The sequence below is a fragment of the Sphingomonas kyeonggiensis genome (assembly GCF_030812785.1).
In the GTDB taxonomy this organism is placed as follows: domain Bacteria; phylum Pseudomonadota; class Alphaproteobacteria; order Sphingomonadales; family Sphingomonadaceae; genus Sphingomonas; species Sphingomonas kyeonggiensis_B.
On the sequence record NZ_JAUSTJ010000002.1, the window covers coordinates 1,447,838 to 1,463,718 of the forward strand.

Genomic DNA, 15,881 nt, shown 5'->3' on the forward strand with positions numbered 1-15,881 from the left:
TGGAGCCGCTCTCAGGCGGAGCGGCTTGATCGGGGTGCGGCTAGCAGCGCGGAGCTACTAATGCAAGTTAGTCGCAATAACCTTTCAACGCAGCACTACGAGCGCATCGACCAGCCGCACATCGTGCATCTGGTTCAGATAGGCCTCGTAATAGCCCTTGTGCGAGGCGCCGACGATGGCGAGCAGCCGCGTACCCGGCGCGCGACCGATCACGTCGCGGATATTCGCCACCATGCGCAGGTTGCGCGTCTCCCAATAGGCCAGATAGGCCCGGCCATAGCCCTGGGGCGAAGGCTCGAGGAACGCCGCACCGAAATCGGATCGATAGGTCCGCATCGGCTGCCCGGGCGCGTTATAGGCCCGGTACAGGTCGAGCAGCCCGTCCGGCTGACCCAGGCCGGCAGCCAGCGCCTTGTCTTCTTCCTCCCGCGCTGCCGTGTCGGGATTGTCCCACGCCTTCATCACTGCCTCGCCGGCGGCCTTGGCGTCCGCACCGTCCTCACGGTCCGCCGAATGGTCGTCGACGCTCCACACCCTTTCCAGGCCCAGCCGCGCGGCAAGCGGCGCGGCGATCATGTTGGTCTCGTTCCGCCGTCCCTTGATCCTGTCCAGCATCGCGGTGAGTTCGGCATTCAGCCCGTCGCCGACGCGCCGTTCCGCCGGATCGAGCCGCAGCCATTGCACCAATGCCGAGCCATTCTCGCCCGCCGCCAGGAAAAGTGCCGCCAGATGCCGCCGCTGCGCCGGGCTGGGCGCCGCCGGCCACTCCGCGAGCACCCGCTCCGCCTCGGCATTGGCCGCCGGCACGTCGAGCCCGGTCGCCTGCGCGGCAGCCTTGTTGTCGTAGCAATAGTCCTTGATCGTCGAAGCATAGCGTACCGGATAGCGGCGCAGGCTGTCGCACTGCAGGCCGGACATGTCCTCGGTGGCGATCGCCGTCGGCCGCCAAGCCTCGAGCCGGGCGAGCAGCGGCGCCACCATCTCCGGGCGAAGCGCCTTCAGTCCGCTCAGATGGGCCGTGCCCAGTACCAGCACTTCGTTCGGCTTGCCTGCGGGCGGCCCCTTGAGCTGGTCGGGATGGAAGGCCGGGCGATAATCCTGCGCCTGGGCGGCGGACACCGCCCCGGCCATGGCAAGGACAAGAAGCAGGTATCGATTGGCCAGTTGGATCACGGAATACCCCCGGGGTTCGGTCATACCCCTCGGAGTAACGGCATTGTGTTACTCACACAACACACATGCTTCAGAGGAAAGCGGTTCAGCTACGATTGCGCGATGCCGATCGGGTGAAGCTGCGGAAGCCCTTTGTCGCACCCAGAAGCGCCCGCTCAATCGCCACCTCACCGCGCCCGAGGCGCTGCAAACCGCAACCCGCCCCGCGCCTCTACCGTGATCGGCCCGCGCGGCTTCGCCGGCAGCGCCGCCTTCACCCGTCCGAACACCCGCCGCGCGTCGCCCGGCCGGCGCAGCTGGACGCAGAGACTGGTCTCGCCTTCCCGCCCCCAGCGCTGCACCTCCACGCCGCGCACGCCGCTGTCGCGCTTGAGCAGCGCCTGCACCCGGTCGAACGCCGCGCGATCGATCCCCATCGCATAGCTGGCGAATTCGACGCGCACCGCGCATCCCGGCGCGCTCGCCGCCTGCGCGAAGGCAGAGGCCGGCATGGCCAGCGCGACAAGGGCAACGACGGGCAGGGCGAACGAACGCATGGGGCATCTCCAGAGTTGATGCCCCCTTCTCCCGCCGCCGCCCTGAACGCCGTCTGAAAGCGAAACGGGCCCGCGGATTTCTCCGCGGACCCGTCCCACACCCTTCCCCGGGGATTCAGAAGCGCGAGCGCAGCGTGATGCCATAGGTCCGCGGTTCGGCCAGATAGGCCGAGAAGATCTGCGACCCGCCCGGATAGCCCGCCGTCGGCGTGGTGCTCACCGCCTGGAACGGCGAGCTGAAGCCGACCTGCATGTAATTGGCCTTGGTCGCGTTCTGGACCCAGAACTCGAGCGCCCAGAGCTGGTCCTCGCTGCCGATGCCGATACGGCCATTGACCACCACGAAGCTGTCCTGCGCCTTTTGCGGGAACAGGTCCGAGCCGGTGTTGTAGTTGTCGGCCACGCGGGTATCGACATAGAGCAGGCCGCGCAGCTTGCCGCCGAGCGACGGCGTCCAGGCCGCCGATCCGGTCGCCACCAGTTCCGGCGCATTGGAGAGCAACTGGCCCGGCAGCAGGCGCAGCGCCGGATCGAGCGGCGCGCCGCTCTTCGAACCGACCAGGTTGTTGGCATATTTGGTCTTGGCGTAGGTCAGGCCGAAGTTGAAGTTCAGGTCGCGCACCGGCGACAGGCCCATTTCGACTTCGAAGCCGGTCGACACCAGGCCCGGCTTGGTCTGGCCCGACGGGCACACGCCGGTCGCCGCGCTCAGGTCGCGGTCGCCGCCGCCCAAGCTCGTCTTGCAGCCATTGATGTTCTGGACGAGGTATACCGTGCCGTTGAAGGTGTTCAGCTGGAAGTTGCTGAACTCCTGGCGGAAGCCGGCGACGTTCAGGTTGAAGCCCTTGGTCGAGTACTTCATGCCCGCCTCATAGGCGTTCACCGTCTCTTCGTCGAACTGCAGCACATCGGCATAATAGCCGGCATTGGCGGTGCTGATCGGGAAGATCGGCAGCGGCTGGGCCGCGCTCGGGTTCTTGAAGGCGGAGCGGTCGAGGTTGAAGCCGCCCGCCTTGTAGCCGCGCGAGTAGCTCGCATAGATCATCACGTCATCGCTCGGCTTGTAGGACAGGATCGCCGTGCCGGTGAACTTGTCCTCCTTGCGCGTGTCGTTGAGCGTCAGCGCGTTGAGCGCCGAGGACGATCCGCCCTGGCAGCTCAGCGTGATGATGCCGCCGGCGAGCGGCGCCAGCGCGGGCACGCCCATGAAGGGCAGCAGCGCCGCCTGCTGGGCCGGGCAGATCGTGTTGGTATTGTTGAAGTTGGCGTTCAACTTCTTGGTTTCGTTGGTGTAGCGCAGGCCCAGCGTCAGATCGAGGCCCTTGGCCACGTGGAAGATGTTGTGCGTGAAGAAGGCGAAGTTCGAGCTGGTCTGGTCGAAGTTCGCCGTGTCGTCGCCGACGTTGCGCACCGTATCGAGCCGCTGCAGCCCGCCGACCATCGCCGCACCCGCCGCGCCCAGCGGCCCGGCCGCGTTGCTCAGCACCGCCGTACCGGTCGCCGACAGGCAGCCGACATTGTTCGGATTGTAGAAGGCGCTGAACGAGCCATAGACCACGCGGCAGGCGGCGAAGCGGCCATAGTCGTTGCCGAACTTGAGCTCGCTGGCGGTGTCGAGATCCTCATGCGCGTAATAGCCGCCGACCAGCCAGTCGAGCTTGCCGTCGAGCGCGTTGCCATGGAAGCGCAGTTCCTGGGTGAAGGTCTTGAAGCTGCGCCCGCTCTTCGGGCCGAAATAGAGGATGTCGGCCAGGCCGTAATCGGCGTCCGCCGCCTGGGTGTTGTCATAGTCGCGATAGGCGGTGATCGAGGTCAGCTCGACGCCGCCCAGGTTCCAGTTGATCTCGCCCGAGATACCCCAGTCCTTGGTCTTGCCGGTGTAGGAGCGGTTGGCGCTGGTCGCGATGCGGCGCGAATAGGCGTCGTTATAGGCCGGGAAATATTGCGCGAAGGTGGTGCCCGTGATGCCGGTCAGCACGGTCGCCACCGGCGTGCCCGGCGCGATCAGCCCGGGATTGGTCGGCGACAGATAGGCATTGGCCTGCGAGACGTCGGCGGTGGCATAGACGGCGGCGCAGCAATCCTCCTTGCGGTGGCTATAGTCCGCGATCAGGCGGACCGACAGGTCCGAGCTCGGCTGGAACAGCAGCTGGCCGCGCACCAGGTAGCGGTCGCGATTGTTGATGTCCCGCCCGGTGTTGACGTCGTGGTAGAAGCCGTCGCGCTTCGAATAGAGCCCGTCGAGGCGGAACGCGACCTGCTCGGAAAGCGGGCCGGTCACCGCGCCCTGCAGGCGCCACGCATCGTAATTGCCATAGGTCGCCTCGGCCATGCCGCCAAAGGTGAATTCGGGCCCCTTGGTGGTGACGCTCAGCATGCCGGCCGAGGCGTTGCGCCCGCCCAGTGTGCCCTGCGGACCGCGCAGCACTTCGATGCGCTCGATCTCGCCGAGATCGTTGAGGCCAAGGCCGGTGCGCGAGCGATAGACGCCGTCGATGAAGGTCGCGACCGAGCTCTCCAGGCCCGGATTGTCGCCCACCGTGCCGACGCCGCGGATGCGGGCCGAGGTGTTGGCGTCGCTGCCGGTCGACGAGACGAGCAGCGACGGCGCGACCTGGTTGAGCGCGCGGATGTCGTTGGCGCCGGTGCGCTCGAGCTGAGTGGCGGTCACCGCCGAGACGGCGAGCGGGACGTCGGCCAGCACCTGGGCGCGGCCCTGTGCGGTGACGACGATCTCGTTGGGATCGCTCGGGCCCTGATCCTGGGCAGTTGCGTCCGCCGGCGGTGTCTGGGTGTCCTGCGCAAAGGCAGGGGCTGCCAGCGCGATCGAAAGCGCAGGCACAGCAACGCACGACAAAAGGCGTAACCGCATCATCATCATCTCTCCCACCACGGGCCAGAGCACTTTGCCGGCTCCATACCCTATCCTCGAATACTGACAGGTCCCTGAGGGACGTCAAGCAGAACAAAGGTTGCAAAAGGGGACTAAACTAGCAGTGTTGCGCAAATGTCATATGTTGCTGGCGCGTGTCGGAGCCCCTCAGCCGAATCGATCTTCGAAAAATTCCGTCATCCGCGTAAATTTCTTGGGCAGGGCGGAAGTATCGGGTGGCAGCGACGCATCTCTGTTCGTCATCCTCTCATCCGCCATCCCAGCCTCCTTCATCGTCATCCCGGCGAAAGCCGGGATCTCAGGCGATGGCGCGATAACCATTCCCCCTCCCTGCAAGGGAGGGGCTAGGGGTGGGTTAGAAAAGAACGGGCTCGATGCCCGGTCTTTTCTTCCTACCCACCGGCTAGCCGGGCTCGCTGCGCTCGCAACCCACCCCCAACCCCTCCCTTGCAGGGAGGGGAGTTCAGCTCCTCAATACCCATTCAACCGCGCAAACCGCTCCCGGTGCCAGGCCGCATTCCCCCATTGCGCCTCCAGCACCCGTGCCCGCTTCAGATAGAAGCCCGCGTCATGCTCGTCGGTCATGCCGATGCCGCCGTGCAGCTGGATCATCTCGCGGCTGACCAGGTGCAGCGTCTCGTTCGCCACTGCCTTGGCCAGGCTGACTTCCTGCGCGACATTGGCCCGGCCGCTGTCGATCGCCTCCAGCGCGCCTTCCACTGCCGAGCGGCACAGCTCGAGCTCGGTGAACATCTTCGCCATCCGGTGCTGCAACGCCTGGAAGCTCGCCAGCACCTGGCCGAACTGGACACGCGTCTTGAGATAGTCGTTGGTCTGGGCAAAGGCGCTCTCGGCCATGCCGAGCATCTCCGCCGAAGCCGCCGCCGCCGCACGGTCGGCGACATGCGCGATCAACTCGACTCCGCCGCCCAGCGCCTCGGCCGGTACATTGTCGAAGCTAACCTGCGCATGGCTGCGGCTATCGGTGAGGTGGCGCGGCGCACGCGTCACGCCCGCATCGCCCGAGACGAGATAGAGCCCGTCGCTCGCGGCCACCACGAACAGCTGCGCGCTGTCGCCCTCGGGCACGAAGGCCTTCACGCCGCTCAGCTTGCCGCCTTCGACTTTCGTCGCGATCTTCGCCGGATCGAAGCGCGGCCCCTCGTCGATCGCCAGCGTGGCGACCACCTCGCCCGCCGCGATCTTCGGCAGCCACTCGGCCTTCTGCGCGTCCGAGCCGCCCATCAGGATCGCGCTGGTCGCCGCCGCGGTGCTGGCGAGCGGGGTCGCAACCAGGTTGCGGCCGAGCTGCTCGAGCACCAGGCCCAGCGAGACATAGCCCATGCCGGCGCCGCCCTGCGCCTCGGGCACCAGGATGCCGGTCCAGCCCATCTCGGCCTGCGCCGTCCAGGTCGCGGCGTCATAGCCCGCAGCCGGCGCCGCATCGCGCATCTTGCGGAAGGCGCTGACCGGCGCCTCGTTGTCCGCCCACTCCCGCGCCATGTCGCGCAGCATCGTCTGTTCTTCGGTCAGGATTGCCATAAAACTCCCTCTCCTCTCTCAACACCTCTCCCGCTTTCGCGGGAGAGGGAGGGGCCCGCCGCCGTAGGCGGTGGGAGGGTGAGGGTCTTCTTCTTGCCCGCGAGTGTCGCAGAAGAAGAAGGCCCTCACCCAACCCTCTCCCGCGAAAGCGGGAGAGGGCTCGTTGTCACTGATGATCCAGCATCCCCAGGATACGCTTGGCGATCACGTTGTTCTGGATCTCGGTCGACCCGCCATAGATCGACACCGCCTTGCCGAAGAGCCAGGTGCGCACATCCTTCAGTGCGTCCTCCTCGAAGCCCTCGCCCTCCCAGCCAAGGCCCGCGAACCCGCGGATCTCGATCAGCAGCTCGGAGCGCTCCTGCATGATCCGCGCGCCGACATTCTTCATGATCGACGTGGCGGCGCTCGGCCCCTGGTTCGACTTGGCCTCCAGCGCGGTGCGCCGCAGCGTCAGCATGAAGCTGCGCAGGTCCATCTCGTGCCGGGCGATCCGCGCGCGCAGGTCGGCGTCCGCGATCCGTCCCTCGCCATCGACGCCGACATATTTCTTGGCGATCTGGCCAAGCGACGCGCCCGAGAACATCCGCCCCGCGGTCGATCCGCCGCCCGAAAGGCTCGAGCGCTCGTGCTGGAGCAGCCGCTTGCCGATCGTCCAGCCTTCGCCTTCCTGGCCCACGCGGTTGCTCTTGGGCACTTTGACGTCGGTGAAGAAGGTCTCGCAAAAGGGCGAGCTACCCGAGATCAGCTGGATCGGCCGCACTTCCACGCCCGGTGCATCCATGTCGCACAGCACGAAGGTGATTCCCTCATGCTTCTTGGTCTTGTCGGTGCGGACCAGCATGAAGCATTTGTCCGCCCATTGGCCGCCGCTGGTCCAGGTCTTCTGGCCGTTGACGACATAATGGTCGCCATGGTCCTCGGCGAAGGTCTGGAGCGAAGCGAGGTCGGAGCCGGCGCCCGGCTCCGAATAGCCCTGGCACCAGCGCACCGTCCCCTTGGCGATCGCCGGGATATGCTCGCGCTTCTGCTCTTCCGAGCCATATTCGAGCAAAGTCGGGCCGAACATCATCACACCCATGCCGCCGATCGGGTTCCAGGCGCCGGCGCGCTGCATCTCTTCCTGCAGCACCCGCGCCTCGGCCCGGCTGAGCCCGCCGCCGCCATATTCCCTGGGCCAGGTCGGCACGCCCCAGCCCTTCTCGCCCATCGCCTTCTGCCAGGCATCCTCTTCGGGCGAGTTGGTGTGCGGCCCCTCGACCGCGGACATTGCATTGTCCTTTCCCTTCAGGCTGGGCGGGAAATTGGACGCAATCCATTCGCGCGCCTCAGCGCGGAAAATATCCAGGGGATTCGCCGAGGCGTCGATATCGGGGGCCGTGGCCATCGCTCTCTCCGGTGTTCTTGTTAGTTTCGAATTTGCGGTACGGAATGACAGGCGTCAAGCCACCTCATTCGGCATCCGGCCCCAATCGTCGCCCAGCCCCCAAACCGTCATCCCGGCGAAAGCCGGGATCTCAGGCGATGGCGCGGGACGCGGGTAAAGAGCCGCACGAGATCCCGGCTTTCGCCGGGATGACGGGAAAGCGGCTGTCCCTCTCCTCCACCTCTGCTAAGACGCACCCCAAGAGGGGATAAGAATGAAATTCGAACATCGCGCGGTGCCGATCGTGCTGATCGCCGTGCTCATCGACGTGATCGGCTTCGGCATCGTCATGCCGGTGCTGCCGGCGCTGGTCACCGAGCTCGGCCATGTCGGGCTGGACGAGGCCACCCGCATCGCCGGCTGGATGCTCGCCGCCTTCGCCATCGCCGGCTTCTTCGCCGGGCCGGTGCTCGGCAATCTCGGCGACCGCTATGGCCGCCGCCCGGTCCTCATCCTCTCGATGATCGCCTTCGCCATCGACTATGCGCTGATGGCCGCCGCGCCCAGCCTGTTGTGGCTGTTCGTCGGCCGCGTCATCGCCGGTATCGCGGGCGCCACCTTCGGCCCGGCCAGCGCGGTGATCGCCGACGTCACTCCGCCCGAGAAGCGCAGCGCGGTGTTCGGGATGATCGGCGCGGCGTTCGGCGTCGGCTTCATCCTCGGCCCGGCGCTGGGCGGGATCAGCGCGGGCCTGGGCCTGCGCGCGCCCTTCCTGATCGCCGCGATCTGCGCCGCACTGAACGCCGTGGTAATGTTCTTCCTGCTGCCCGAGACGCTGGCCAAGGAGAACCGCCGCCCGTTCCGCTGGTCCGACGCGCACATCATCGGCGCTTTCCGCCCGCTCTTCCATGCCGGCAATGCCGGGCCGCTGCTGCTCGCCTGGTTCTTCTGGCAGCTCGCCGGCACCGTCTATCCCTCGACCTGGTCCTTCTGGGCCGCGATCCGCTTCGGCTGGGACGCGACCGCGATCGGCTGGTCGCTCGCCTATGTCGGCTTCCTCACCGTGCTGGTCCAGGCGCTGCTCACCGGCCGGGTGATCAAGCGCTTCGGCGAGCGCGGCGCCGCGCTGATCGCGCTGAGCTGCGCGTCGTTTACCCTGCTGTCCTATGCCTTCATCCAGCAGGGCTGGCAGGTCTATGCCTTCTTCCTGGTCGGCGCGTTCGGGGCCTTCGCCTATCCGGCGCTCAACGGCACGCTGTCGAACATGGTCGACGCCTCGCACCAGGGCGCGCTGCAGGGCGGCGTGTCGAGCATGAACAACGTCGCGGCGATCCTCGGCCCGCTGATCGCCACCCAGGCGCTGGCGGCCGGCTCGCACCACGGCTTCGACGGCGCCGCCTTCCTCGTCGCCGGCACGCTGATGGCGCTGGCCGCGCTGATCATCGCGCTGTTCGTCCATATGCGTCGCACATCCGAACCCGCCCCCGAGTGATTTTTCGAAAATTGCGTATGGCGTTCGCGGCGGCGCTCTTCTAGCCTGTCCGCAACAGGGAGGGGTTATGCGTACCGACGAGATGCTGGCGAGCGAATTCGCTGCTCTGTCCGATCTGATCCGCGGCCATGCCGGGGAGCGGCCCGACAAGCCGGCGATGATCTTCGAGGACCGCGCGATCTCCTATGCCGGGCTCGACGCGCTGCTCGACCGTCTCGCCACGGCGCTCCAGCGCGAAGGCGTGGGCAAGGGCGACGCGGTCGCGATCCTCGCCGCTTCCTCGATCGAATATGGCGCGGCCTTCCTGGCGGCTCTCCGCGCCGGCGGCATCCCCGCCCCGCTCCAGCCTTCGGCCACCGCGGAGCAGCTCGCCGCGATGATCGCCGACAGCGGCGCCAAGATCCTGTTCCTCGACGACGCGGGCGCCAAGGCGCTCGGCGACACGCAGGTAGCCGCCAAGCCGGTGCGCCTCGAAGCCCTCGACGACTTCCTCGCCCCCGAAGGCGCCAGGCCCGAGCCGGTCGAGATCGGCCCCGACGATCCCTTCAACATCATCTACAGCTCCGGCACCACCGGCACGCCCAAGGGCATCGTCCAGCCCCAGGCGATGCGCTGGATCCACATCGCCCGCGCGCCCGGCGGCTTCGGCAGCGCGGTGACGATGATCGCCACCCCGCTCTATTCGAACACCACTTTGGTCAGCTTCATCCCGACCATCGCCTGGGGCGGCACCGCCGTGCTGCTCGGCAAGTTCGACGCGCATGCTTTCGTCAGCCAGGCGGCGAAGCACCGCGCCACCCACGCCATGCTTGTGCCCGTCCAGTATCAGCGGATCATGGCGCTGCCCGATTTCGACAGCTTCGACCTGTCGAGCTTCGCGCTCAAGACCTGCACCAGCGCGCCCTTCTCGCCGGCGCTGAAGGCAGACGTCCTCGCCCGCTGGCCCGGCCTGCTGGTCGAATATTACGGCATGACCGAGGGCGGCGGCACCACGGCGCTGGTCTGCAACATGCACCCCGCCAAGCTCCACACCGTCGGTACGCCGCTCCCCGGCCAGGACATCCGCCTGATCGACGAGGAGGGCAACGAGGTCCCCCAGGGCGAGATGGGCGAGGTCGTCGGCCGCTCGGGCGCGATGATGACCGGCTATCACGGCCGCGCCGAGGCCACTGCCGCGGCGACCTGGCACGATGCCGAGGGCAACCGCTACATCCGTCACGGCGATGTCGGCCGGTTCGACGAGGACGGCTTCCTGATCCTGATGGACCGCAAGAAGGACCTGATCATCTCGGGCGGGTTCAACATCTATCCCTCGGACCTCGAGGCGGTGCTGATCGGCCATGACGGCGTCAGCGACTGCGCCGTGGTCGGCATTCCCTCCGAGCAATGGGGCGAGACCCCTATCGGCTTCTACACCGGCCCCGGCGAACCGGCGGAAATCCTCACCTGGTTCAACGAGCGGGTCGGCAAGACCCAGCGCCTCGCCGACCTGGTCCGGGTCGACGAGCTGCCTCGCAGCGCCATCGGCAAGATTCTCAAGCGCGAGCTGCGCGACCAATACGCCGCCGCATGACTCCGCTCGCCACGATCCTCGCCGCCGCCACCCGCACTGAAACCGGCTTCACCACCACAGTCCCGACCGACTGGATGCAGGGCCGTACGGCCTATGGCGGCCTCTCCGCCGCGCTCGCGCTCCAGGCGGCGCTGGAGGTCGAGCCCGACCTGCCCCCGCTCCGCTCGGCCCAGGTCGCGTTCATCGGCCCGCTCGCCGGCGAGGTGACCGTCACCGCCACCAAGCTGCGCCGCGGCCGCAACGCCGCCTTCATCCAGTCCGACGTCACCTCCGACGCCGGGCTCGGCATGCGCGCCACCTTCGTGTTCATGGCCCCGCTCGCTTCGGCGCTCGACCATGACACCGCCCCGCGCGCCACCCAGGCGCCGCCCGCCCCCGATGCCGAACTCTACACCGGCCCCGAGGATTTCTTCACCGGCAACTTCAACTTCCACGATCGCAAGGAAGGCCTCGGCCCCGCCGAATGGCTCCGCTGGGCGCGCCTGCGCGACCATGCCGGCCTCCACCCGTTCGTCGAGATGATGGCGATCGGGGACGCACTCCCTCCGGCGGCGTTCAAGCTGCTCGAGGAGCGCCGCACCCCGCTCAGCTCGCTCAACTGGCAGATCAACTTCCAGACCGCCACGCCCGCGACCACCGATGGCTGGTGGCTGCTCCACGCCCATGCCGATACCGCGCATCACGGCTATTCCACCCAGCGCATGGCGATCTGGAACGCGGCGGGAGAACCCATTGCCGAGGCCATGCAGGGCGTCGCCATCTTCGGCTGACACAATTTGCGACAGTTTCCCGCCGGCCTGACAAACCATTGCGACAGCCACGGGCGAAAAGCCGAACCCTGACGGGGGGCCATAAACCTCCGCGACCAAGGAGTTCAGCCCCGATGAAGAAGTTCCTCCTCGCTGCCGCCTTCGCCGCGACCCTGAGTGCGGTTCCGGCCCTTGCCCAGGATGCCCCGCGCGGCGCCGGCATGTTCGGCCGCCTCGACGCCAACAAGGACGGCGTCATCACCAAGGAAGAATATGACGCCGACGTCGCCGCGCGCTTCGCCCGGCTCGATACCGACAAGGACGGCAAGGTCAGCCAGGCCGAGCGCGATGCCGCGGGCCGTGGCGGCGGCATGGGCATGCGCAACATGACCGGCGACGTCACCCTTGCCGACATGCAGGCCCAGGCCCAGCGCCGCTTCGACCGGCTCGATGCCAATCACGACGGCAAGATCGACCAGGCCGAGATCCAGGCGATGATGGACCGCATGCGCGATCGCCAGGGTTCCCCACCGGCCGACGGCAACAACTAAGTCGGCCGCTTCGGCCCGGGCGGGCTCTTGCCTCCTCGCCCGCCCGGGCACCCCTTCCCCTTGCCTTGCGCTGCGCCCATGACCTACGAACCCGACATGTCGGATACGCCGCACCTCCTGCTCGTCGAGGACGAGCGCTCGATCCGCGAGCCGCTCGCCCAGTATCTCACCAAGCAGGGGTTCCGGATCACCCAGGCCGGCGATGCCGAGGGCGCCCGCGCCCGCATGGCCGCCTATGCGATCGATCTGGTGGTGCTCGACATCATGATGCCCGGCGAGGACGGCCTGTCGCTCTGCCGCCACATCCGCGAGACCAGCGACACGCCGGTGATCCTGCTCACCGCGCGCGGCGAGGAGACCGACCGGATCGTCGGGCTCGAGATGGGCGCCGACGATTATGTCGTGAAGCCCTTCTCCCCGCGCGAGCTCGCCGCCCGGATCAAGGTGGTGCTGCGCCGCCTCCAGGCCGGCGGCACCCGCCAGCACGCTCCCGATGCGGGCAGCTTCGCCTTTGCTGGCTGGGTGCTCAAGACCGGCGAGCGCGCGCTGGTCGATCGCGAGGGCGTCTCGGTCCCGCTCTCGACCGGCGAGTACAATCTCCTCCACGCCCTGGTCACCCGCCCCCGCGCGGTGCTGACCCGCGACCAGCTGCTCGACCTGACCCAGGGCCGCGAAGCCGCCGCCTTCGATCGCGCGATCGACAACCAGGTCAGCCGGCTGCGCAAGAAGATCGAAATCGACGCGAAGAACCCCGCGATCATCAAGACGGTGTGGGGCGGCGGGTACACGCTTGCGGCGGAAGTGACCCGGCTTTGAGGCGGGGTTCGGCTCTGAGCCATCCTCCTTCCTTTTCCCCGGCGAAGGCCGGGGCCCAGACTAAGCGTGCCCGCGAAGACGCGCTCCCGCGCGTGTTTTCTGAGGGACTGGACCCCGGCCTTCGCCGGGGAGAGGCTTGTGGACGGTGGGGCGCCAACTCCCTGCCGCTTGAGCACTCGGAATGCTGATCACCCGCCTCTTCCCCCGCTCCCTCCCAGGCCAGATCGCGCTCCTCGTCGCGGTGGCGCTGTTCGTCGCCCAGGCGATCAATTTCGGCCTGCTCGTCCGCGAGCGGCAGAATGCCCGCTTCGCCCAGGTGATCGTCCCCTCGGTCACCCGGCTGATCGATGCCGCCGAGCGGCTCGGCACCCCGGTCAATCCGCGTCCCGACAGCCCCGCCGCCATGGATCGCCGTGAGGGCCGCGACGGTCGCGACCGCCGCCAGGGCCGCGGCGGTCGGGTCGAATTCGTCCCCGCCAACCCGATCCCCGCCGAGCTCAGCCGCCGGCCCGATATCGAGCGCGACCTGCGCCGCGGGCTCACCGATGGCGGGGTGCAGGTCGGCCAGGTGATCGCGGTGATCCGCCCGATCGACGCCAACCGCCCGCTGCTCAAGCGCATGGATCCCGCCCGCGCCGATCGCCTGCGCCGCCTCGGCGCCGAACTGATGGTCGGGGTCGAGCTGCCCGGCAAGGGCTGGCTGTCGCTCAGCTCGGCCTGGCCCCGCACCGAGCGCGCGCTGATCTGGCAGCTGCTCGCCCAGACGCTGATCCTCTACATCGTCGTGCTCGTCCCCGTGCTCTGGGCCGGCCACCGTATCGCCCGCCCGCTGCGCAAGCTCGCCACCGCCGCGCGCGACTTCCACCCCGGCGACGATGCCGATCCGGTCGAGGAGGCCGGCCCCAGCGACGTCCGCGCGGTGATCGCCGCGTACAACTCGCTGAGCACCCGCGTCACCGCGATGCTCGACGAGAAGGACCGCATGCTCGGCGCGATCGGCCACGACCTGCGCACGCCGCTCGCAGCCCTCCGCGTCCGCATCGAATCGGTCGAGGACGACGAGGACCGCGCGCGCATGGCGGACACGATCGACGAGATGAACCATACGCTCGACGACATCCTCAGCCTGGCAAGGCTCGGGCGCCCGAGCGAACCGCCCACCGATGTCGACCTGTCGGCGCTGATCGACGCGGTGGTCGAGGATTTCCGCGACCTCGACCAGGACGTGACCTTCGAGGAAGCCCCGCGCCTGCGCATGCATCTGCGCCCGTCGCTGATGCGCCGCGCGGTGCGCAACCTGATCGAGAACGCGATCAAATATGGCGGCGCCACCGAAGTGCGTCTCCGCTCGGACGACCGCAGCGTCCGCATCGAAGTGTGCGATCGCGGCCCCGGCATCCCGCCGGAGAAGCTCGAGAAGGTCTTCGATCCCTTCACGCGCCTGGAGGAATCCCGCAACCGCGAGACCGGCGGCGCCGGCCTCGGCCTTGCCCTGGCCCGCGCCATCGTCCGCGACGCCAGCGGCGAGATCAGCCTCGCCAACCGCGACGGCGGCGGGCTGGTCGCGACGATCACCCTGCCGCGGAGCTAGTTATATATTCCTGCCCGAGCTTGTCTCAGGGAGGGGGACCGCCGCCGAAGGCGGTGGTGGAGGGGCCGGCCTACCGTCATACACCCCAAACCGTCATAGGCCCCAAACCGTCATCCCGGCGAAAGCCGGGATCTCAGGCGAAGGCACGGGACAAGAGCCGCACGAGATCCCGACTTTCGCCGGGATGACGGAATTACTTCGCCGGGGAACTAACGGTCGGCCCGCATCACTGCGCCACGAACCCCTTCCCCGTCAGCGTCATCGCCGTGAAATCCATCCCCATCGGCGCCACCGTCCGCCGAACCAGCGCGGCGACCTGCGCCTTTTCGGACGGCGCCTTGGCCTGGTCGATCGCCGCTTCGACCAGCATCGCCTGGAGCAACAGCCCCTCTGCCAATCGCTGCTTGTCGGCATCGTCCAGCTTCGCCTGCCCCGGCAGCAGCGCCACCACCTGGTTCCGCACGGCAGTGCAAACAACCGGGTCCGGATCGGCGCTCTTCCCCTGCGATGCGTTCCACATCACGATCCACCACAGCGCATAGGCATCGGCGAGATTGTCGGTGCGCAGCTTCACCGGTGCGAGCAGCTGCCCCATCCGCTCGATAAGGTCGCCCTGCTCCATCAGCTGCTCGAGCGAGCGGGCGCCGGCGGGATCGCCCTTGCGCGCCTTGACGAGCATCGCATCGAGGCTGGCCTTTCGCACCGCTGCGGACGGCCTGTACGCGAAAGCGGAGACAGGCACTGCAACCGGCCGCGCTCGAGGGGTTGCCGCCTTGGCCGCCGCCCCGCCGCGCCGCTTCTCGAGATCGGCCAGATGCATGCCCAGAATGTCGGTCCGCGCGATCGACGGGGTGACGATCGTCCAGCCCCAGCCATCGACCACCTGCGCCTGCACCGGCGCGGCGCCCAGCAACGCGGCGCCGAGCGCCAGGCCCATGATATGCTTCATCCGCACACTCCCGACGCCGATATTGGCACAGGGCTATCGGCGCGCGGAAAGCCGGCAAGGTCGCGGCGGTGGACGGTGCGCATTTTCCGCCGTCTTGCGCCCGGATCCGCAAACGAAAAAGGCCGGGGCTTCCACCCCGGCCTTTCGCATCCAAATCGGTGTAGAAACCGCGGCGTTCAGCCGACGATCTCTTCCGGCTGGAAGAAGAAGGCGATCTCGATCGCGGCATTCTCTTCCGAGTCCGAACCATGGACCGAGTTCGCCTCGATCGATTCGGCCAGCTCCTTGCGGATCGTGCCGGGCTCGGCGTTTGCCGGGTTGGTGGCGCCCATGATGTCGCGGTTCGCCTGCACGGCGTTCTCGCCCTCGAGCACCTGCACGACGACCGGGCCCGAGATCATGAACTCGACCAGGTCGTTGAAGAAGGGGCGCTCGCGGTGGACGCCGTAGAAGCCCTCGGCCTGCTCGCGGCTCATCTGGATGCGCTTGGAAGCGACGACGCGCAGGCCGGCCTCCTCGAGCATCTTGGTGACCGCACCGGTCAGGTTGCGGCGGGTGGCATCGGGCTTGATGATCGAAAAGGTCCGGGTCGCGGCCATGGCCGTGCGGCTCCTGCTTTTGGGGTTGGGAAAAGTCGCGGCTCCCTAGTC

General features: G+C 67.8%; 14 protein-coding genes. 6 read left to right on the forward strand and 8 right to left on the reverse strand.

Annotated features, from left to right (window positions below):
• Positions 1-84: 84 nt before the first annotated feature.
• From J2W22_RS16515 to J2W22_RS16540, 6 genes are all read right to left on the reverse strand, one after another.
• Positions 85-1,173 (reverse strand): DUF5694 domain-containing protein, encoded by a 1,089-nt coding sequence (locus tag J2W22_RS16515; protein ID WP_307119323.1) that lies wholly within the window; start codon positions 1,171-1,173, stop codon positions 85-87.
• Between the two features lie 167 nt (positions 1,174-1,340).
• On the reverse strand, positions 1,341-1,709 hold the full coding sequence (locus J2W22_RS16520; RefSeq protein WP_307119324.1) for a hypothetical protein: 369 nt from the start codon (positions 1,707-1,709) through the stop codon (positions 1,341-1,343).
• A gap of 115 nt (positions 1,710-1,824) precedes the next feature.
• Positions 1,825-4,581, reverse strand: a complete 2,757-nt coding sequence (locus tag J2W22_RS16525; protein WP_373422986.1) for a TonB-dependent receptor — start codon at positions 4,579-4,581, stop codon at positions 1,825-1,827.
• Positions 4,582-4,749: 168 nt separating this feature from the next.
• Entirely contained in the window at positions 4,750-4,923 is a 174-nt protein-coding gene (locus J2W22_RS16530; protein WP_307119326.1) for a hypothetical protein, read from the reverse strand.
• A gap of 150 nt (positions 4,924-5,073) precedes the next feature.
• The gene (locus tag J2W22_RS16535; protein ID WP_307119327.1) at positions 5,074-6,144 is read right to left on the reverse strand and encodes an acyl-CoA dehydrogenase family protein; all 1,071 of its coding nucleotides are present in this window, start codon (positions 6,142-6,144) and stop codon (positions 5,074-5,076) included.
• A 166-nt stretch (positions 6,145-6,310) separates the two neighbouring features.
• Positions 6,311-7,531, reverse strand: a complete 1,221-nt coding sequence (locus tag J2W22_RS16540) for an acyl-CoA dehydrogenase family protein (RefSeq protein ID WP_307119328.1) — start codon at positions 7,529-7,531, stop codon at positions 6,311-6,313.
• A 253-nt stretch (positions 7,532-7,784) separates the two neighbouring features.
• Between J2W22_RS16540 and J2W22_RS16545 the strand changes: the two genes are divergently transcribed.
• The 6 genes from J2W22_RS16545 (at position 7,785) to J2W22_RS16570 (ending at position 14,282) form a co-directional block, all read left to right on the forward strand.
• The gene (locus tag J2W22_RS16545) at positions 7,785-9,002 is read left to right on the forward strand and encodes a TCR/Tet family MFS transporter (protein ID WP_307119329.1); all 1,218 of its coding nucleotides are present in this window, start codon (positions 7,785-7,787) and stop codon (positions 9,000-9,002) included.
• A 67-nt stretch (positions 9,003-9,069) separates the two neighbouring features.
• A complete protein-coding gene (locus J2W22_RS16550; protein ID WP_307119330.1) occupies positions 9,070-10,575 on the forward strand; it encodes a class I adenylate-forming enzyme family protein in 1,506 nt (501 codons plus the stop codon).
• Positions 10,572-11,345 (forward strand): thioesterase family protein, encoded by a 774-nt coding sequence (locus J2W22_RS16555; protein WP_307119331.1) that lies wholly within the window; start codon positions 10,572-10,574, stop codon positions 11,343-11,345. The genes J2W22_RS16550 and J2W22_RS16555 overlap by 4 nt, the downstream gene beginning before the upstream one ends.
• A gap of 113 nt (positions 11,346-11,458) precedes the next feature.
• Positions 11,459-11,875, forward strand: a complete 417-nt coding sequence (locus J2W22_RS16560; RefSeq protein ID WP_307119332.1) for an EF-hand domain-containing protein — start codon at positions 11,459-11,461, stop codon at positions 11,873-11,875.
• Positions 11,876-11,971: 96 nt separating this feature from the next.
• Positions 11,972-12,691, forward strand: a complete 720-nt coding sequence (locus tag J2W22_RS16565) for a response regulator (protein WP_183996815.1) — start codon at positions 11,972-11,974, stop codon at positions 12,689-12,691.
• Between the two features lie 181 nt (positions 12,692-12,872).
• Positions 12,873-14,282, forward strand: a complete 1,410-nt coding sequence (locus tag J2W22_RS16570) for a sensor histidine kinase (RefSeq protein WP_307119333.1) — start codon at positions 12,873-12,875, stop codon at positions 14,280-14,282.
• A gap of 226 nt (positions 14,283-14,508) precedes the next feature.
• Here the strand turns inward: J2W22_RS16570 and J2W22_RS16575 are convergent, their stop codons facing one another.
• On the reverse strand, positions 14,509-15,231 hold the full coding sequence (locus J2W22_RS16575) for a DUF6683 family protein (protein WP_307119334.1): 723 nt from the start codon (positions 15,229-15,231) through the stop codon (positions 14,509-14,511).
• Positions 15,232-15,407: 176 nt separating this feature from the next.
• The gene (ndk, locus tag J2W22_RS16580) at positions 15,408-15,830 is read right to left on the reverse strand and encodes a nucleoside-diphosphate kinase (RefSeq protein WP_183995534.1); all 423 of its coding nucleotides are present in this window, start codon (positions 15,828-15,830) and stop codon (positions 15,408-15,410) included.
• Between the last annotated feature and the right edge of the window lie 51 nt (positions 15,831-15,881).